The sequence below is a fragment of the Streptomyces sp. NPDC059456 genome, from assembly GCF_042750055.1.
Taxonomy (GTDB): domain Bacteria; phylum Actinomycetota; class Actinomycetes; order Streptomycetales; family Streptomycetaceae; genus Streptomyces.
In genome coordinates this window covers 1,075-5,345 of sequence record NZ_JBHYVA010000600.1, presented here as the reverse complement: position 1 = coordinate 5,345, position 4,271 = coordinate 1,075, and the positions used below count along the sequence as shown (strand labels likewise).

Sequence of the window (4,271 nt, the reverse complement as noted above, 5' to 3'; positions counted from 1 at the left end):
CCACCGAGCCCGCCGAGGTGCCGACGACGAGGTCCGCGGCGGTCAGGTCCACGCCCGCCCGGGCGAGCCCGTACAGGATCCCGGTCTCCCAGCCGATGCCGGTGAGTCCTCCGCCGCCGAGCACCAGTGCCGTACCGCCGCTCATCGCGGCCTCCTTCCCCGCGCTCCGCGCGCCCGTGGTGACGGCAGTCTGGCGCAAGCGGACTACCGCCACCACGGTGGGGTGCCGGGACACCGGAGGGCGGTGCGGCCGGCGGTTCAGCCGAGCACGGCCGTGACCGTCCCCGCGCCGACGGTGCGCCCGCCCTCGCGGATCGCGAAGCCGAGCCCCGACTCGAGCGGCACGTCCCGTCCGAGCTCGACGGTCATCGCGACCGTCTCGCCCGGCGGGGCCACCCCGGCCACGCCCAGGTCCACGTCCCCGACCACGTCGGCGGTGCGGATGTAGAACTGCGGCCGGTACCCGGTCGCCACCGGGGTGGTACGGCCGCCCTCCCGCGCGGAGAGCACGTACACCTGCGCGGTGAAGCGGCGCTTCGGCTCGACGCTGCCGGGCGCGGCGACCACCTGCCCGCGGCGTACGCCGTCGCGCGGCACGCCGCGCAGCAGCAGGGCGACATTGTCCCCGGCCTCGGCGGACTCCATCGGCTTGCCGAAGGTCTCCAGGCCGGTCACCACGGTCTCGACGGGCTCGCCGTCGCCGCCGAGGACGCTGACCCGGTCGCCGGTGCGGACGCTGCCGCGCTCGACGGCGCCCGTCACGACCGTTCCGCGCCCGGTGATGGTCAGTACGTTCTCCACCGGCAGCAGGAACGGCGCGTCCGTGTACCTCACCGGCATCGGCACGTACGTGTCGACCGCATCGAGCAGCGCCTCGATCGCGGCGGTCCAGCGCGGGTCGCCCTCCAGCGCCCCGAGCCCGGAGACCCGGACGACCGGGGCGCCGTCGCCGCCGTAGCCGTGGGCGGTGAGCAGTTCGCGGACCTCCAGCTCGACCAGGTCGGTGAGCTCGGGGTCCCCGGCGTCGGCCTTGTTGAGCGCGACGACGATGTGGTTCACGCCGACCTGGCGGGCGAGGAGCACGTGCTCGGCGGTCTGTGGCATGACCCCGTCGAGGGCGGAGACCACGAGGATCGCCCCGTCGAGCTGGGCGGCGCCGGTGACCATGTTCTTGACGTAGTCGGCGTGGCCGGGCATGTCCACGTGGGCGTAGTGCCGGGTGTCGGTCTCGTACTCGACGTGCGTGAGGTTGATGGTGATGCCGCGCCGGGCCTCCTCCGGGGCCCGGTCGATGCGGTCGAACGGCACGAAGGAGGCGCCGCCGCGCTCGGCGAGCACCTTGGTGATCGCGGCGGTCAGGGCGGTCTTGCCGTGGTCGACGTGACCCATGGTGCCGATGTTGAGGTGCGGCTTGGTGCGCACGAAGGCCGTCTTGGCCATGATGTCTTTCCCGTTGGTCCGATGTTCCGAAGCTGCTCCGGGACCCCTGAGGCCGGGCCGACCCTCCCCCTGCGGGGTCCGCCGGACTGTCCGGGAAGGGTCAGCTTCGTGCGCCGTCGAACGCGGCGGGGGCAGGTGCCTCGAACGCCGCGAGTGCCTCGAAGGGGAAAGCGGCAGCCTTCGGCGCGTCCGCGACTGCGGACGGCGCTGCGGGGAAGGCGTACCGGGACATGCCGCAGATCCTGCCGGACCGTGCGCGGCGCGTCGAATGAATTTCCTTGCGGTCAGAGGTTCTTGAGCGCTTCGCGTACGGACAGGGGCGACAGGGCGTCCCGTTCCGCGGCGACGAAGGCGCGGACCGCTTCCGGGTCGGTCTTCGCGTACTCGCGCAGTGCCCAGCCGATGGCCTTGCGGATGAAGAAGTCGGGGTGGCCGCTCCGGCTGCGGCAGTAGGCGAAGAGGCGCCCCGCGTCGGTCGCGGACTTGTAGCGCAGCTGGTGGAGCAGGGCGGTGCGGGCGAGCCAGAGGTCCTCGTCGCCGATCCAGTCGTCCATCACGGCGGTGAGCGCCGGGTCGGCGGCCACGAGCGGGCCGGCCGCGTGGGCCGCGAGCAGGTCGACGGTGTCCCACCACGGGACGGTGACGAGCAGCCGGCGGAGCACCGGCAGGAAGCGGGAGGAGCAGACCCCCACGTGGCGGCGCAGGTAGTCCACCGCGAAGTACTGGTACTCGCGCTCCGGCAGCTCCCAGCACCGCAGCACGAGCGCGGTCACGTCGGCCTCCGCCGGCTTCGGGGTGCCCGCGGTCACGGCCTTCGAGAGTTCGCGGCGCAGCGGGGTCCGGATGCCGAGGAAGGGGGCCACGTCCTTCATGTACGCGGTCATGGACCGGGCCCGCACCGGGTCGGCCGCCGCCGCGTACGTCCTGGTCAGGCGGTCCATGAGGGTGTCGGCGAGGGCGCTGGGCGCGACCTTGGGGGGACGCTGGTCGTTCGGCCGCATGAGGCCCAGATTACGGCGCGGCGCCGCACGGGTCGGCTAGTCTCGCCGGATGTCCCTCCTCCTCGCGCCGTGGACGCGGCTGTCGCTGCTCGGCGTGCTCCTGCTGGCGGCCGGCGTGTGCGTCGTGCTCTACGAGCCCCAGCGCCTGCTGTCCCAGGGCTGGCCGGCGGGGCTCCCGGTGGGCGCGGCGGTGCTGCTGTTCGCGGCCGCGTACGGAGTGGCCACGGCGGCACTGGCGCCGCGACCGCTGCTCAACCTGGCGGCCGGGGCGGTGTTCGGCATCCCCTTCGGCCTGGCCGCGGCGGTCGGCGGCTCGGTGATCGGCGCCGGGATCGCCTTCGGGCTGGGCCGGTTGATGGGCCGGGACGCCGTGCGGCCGCTGCTGCGCGGGCGCTGGCTCCGGGCGGCCGACGACCAGCTGGCCCGGCACGGCTTCCGCTCGGTGCTGGCCGTCCGGATCTTCCCGGGCCTGCCCTTCGCGGTCGCCAACTACTGTGCGGCGGTGTCCCGCTGCGGCTGGCTCCCGTTCCTCCTCGCGACGGCCATCGGCGTCGTCCCGAACACCGCGGCGTACGTGGTCGCGGGCGCGAGCGCCTCCTCGCCCGACTCTCCCGCCTTCCTCGCGTCCTTCGGCTTCATCGCGGTTTCCGCGGCGGCCGCGACGGTCGTCGGGTGGCGCAAGCGGCACCGGCTGGCGCCCGTACCGGCGTGCGAAACACACGATCCGGTTCCCGTGCACCCCCCTGTGGTCAGTGCCGCTCCCCACGGGCCCTAGCATCGGACCCGAACTGCCCGACGATCACAAGGACGAGCGCACCCCGACATGAGCTGGTTCGAATCCCTAATCCTCGGTCTCGTCCAGGGGCTTACGGAGTTCCTCCCGATCTCCTCCAGCGCCCATCTCCGGCTGACCGCGGCATTCGCCGGCTGGCAGGACCCGGGCGCGGCCTTCACCGCGATCACGCAGATCGGCACCGAGGCCGCCGTGCTGATCTACTTCCGCAAGGACATCGCACGGATCGTCTCCACCTGGTTCCGCTCGCTCTTCAACGCCTCGCTGCGCTCGGAGCAGGACGCGAAGATGGGCTGGCTGGTGATCGTCGGGTCGATCCCGATCGGTGTGCTGGGCATCGCGTTCAAGGACCAGATCACCGGCCCGGCCCGTGACCTGCGGCTGACCGCCACCACCCTGATCGTGATGGGCGTCGTCCTCGGCATAGCGGACCGGCTGGCCGCCCGCGACGAGGAGGGGGGACGGCACCGCGCCGTCCGCGAGCGCAAGAGCCTGAAGGAGCTGGGCGTCAAGGACGGCCTGATCTTCGGTCTCTGCCAGGCGATGGCACTGATCCCGGGCGTCTCCCGCTCCGGTGCGACGATCTCCGGCGGTCTGCTGCTGGGCTTCACCCGTGAGGCGGCCGCCCGCTACTCGTTCCTGCTCGCCATTCCGGCCGTGCTGGCCTCGGGCGCGTTCGAGATCAAGGACGTGGTCGAGAGCCCGGGCCACATCACCTGGGGCCCGACGATCTTCGCCACGGTCATCGCGTTCTTCGTGGGCTACGCCGTCATCGCGTGGTTCATGAAGTTCATCTCCAGCAAGAGCTTCATGCCCTTCGTGATCTACCGGATCGCCCTGGGCATCGCACTGTTCGTGCTGATCGGCACGGGCGTGCTCAGCCCCTTCGCCGCCCAGTCGGCCGGCTGACGCCGACGCCGCTCACCGCTTCGCGTGAACAGGAGGGGGGGGGGGGGGCCCGGCGGGCGGGGCGGGGGGGGCCGCCGGGCGCCGCCGCGGGGCCGCAGGGATCAGCGCGGCGCTGCTCGCCGTCCAGG

5 protein-coding genes and 1 pseudogene are annotated in these 4,271 nt (G+C 73.0%); 2 read left to right on the top strand and 4 right to left on the bottom strand.

Going from position 1 to position 4,271, the window contains the following annotated elements:
- From ACFXA3_RS34400 to ACFXA3_RS34385, 4 genes and pseudogenes are all read right to left on the bottom strand, one after another.
- Positions 1–145, bottom strand: a pseudogene (locus tag ACFXA3_RS34400) (patatin-like phospholipase family protein); the annotation flags it as partial.
- 113 nt (positions 146–258) lie between these two features.
- Complete coding sequence (gene tuf / locus ACFXA3_RS34395) at positions 259–1,440, bottom strand: elongation factor Tu (protein WP_385193488.1); 1,182 nt, start codon at positions 1,438–1,440, stop codon at positions 259–261.
- A 100-nt stretch (positions 1,441–1,540) separates the two neighbouring features.
- A complete protein-coding gene (locus ACFXA3_RS34390; RefSeq protein WP_385193485.1) occupies positions 1,541–1,672 on the bottom strand; it encodes a hypothetical protein in 132 nt (43 codons plus the stop codon).
- Between the two features lie 52 nt (positions 1,673–1,724).
- Positions 1,725–2,441 carry a DNA alkylation repair protein gene (locus ACFXA3_RS34385; RefSeq protein WP_385193482.1) on the bottom strand — a complete coding sequence of 239 codons (717 nt, stop codon included), beginning with the start codon at positions 2,439–2,441 and terminating at the stop codon, positions 1,725–1,727.
- 49 nt (positions 2,442–2,490) lie between these two features.
- On the opposite strand from ACFXA3_RS34385, the gene ACFXA3_RS34380 reads away from it, so the two are divergent.
- Together ACFXA3_RS34380 and ACFXA3_RS34375 are read left to right on the top strand one after the other, a co-directional pair.
- A complete protein-coding gene (locus tag ACFXA3_RS34380; protein ID WP_385193479.1) occupies positions 2,491–3,216 on the top strand; it encodes a TVP38/TMEM64 family protein in 726 nt (241 codons plus the stop codon).
- 48 nt (positions 3,217–3,264) lie between these two features.
- Positions 3,265–4,143 carry an undecaprenyl-diphosphate phosphatase gene (locus tag ACFXA3_RS34375; protein ID WP_385193476.1) on the top strand — a complete coding sequence of 293 codons (879 nt, stop codon included), beginning with the start codon at positions 3,265–3,267 and terminating at the stop codon, positions 4,141–4,143.
- Positions 4,144–4,271: the final 128 nt, after the last annotated feature.

What these genes read in the sequence shown, in the direction of transcription:
- ACFXA3_RS34390 (WP_385193485.1), bottom strand. Translation starts at nt 1,672, where the DNA reads ATGTCCCGGTACGCCTTCCCCGCAGCGCCGTCCGCAGTCGCGGACGCG.
- ACFXA3_RS34375 (WP_385193476.1), top strand. Translation starts at nt 3,265, where the DNA reads ATGAGCTGGTTCGAATCCCTAATCCTCGGTCTCGTCCAGGGGCTTACG.
- ACFXA3_RS34385 (WP_385193482.1), bottom strand. Translation starts at nt 2,441, where the DNA reads ATGCGGCCGAACGACCAGCGTCCCCCCAAGGTCGCGCCCAGCGCCCTC.
- tuf (WP_385193488.1), bottom strand. Translation starts at nt 1,440, where the DNA reads ATGGCCAAGACGGCCTTCGTGCGCACCAAGCCGCACCTCAACATCGGC.
- ACFXA3_RS34380 (WP_385193479.1), top strand. Translation starts at nt 2,491, where the DNA reads ATGTCCCTCCTCCTCGCGCCGTGGACGCGGCTGTCGCTGCTCGGCGTG.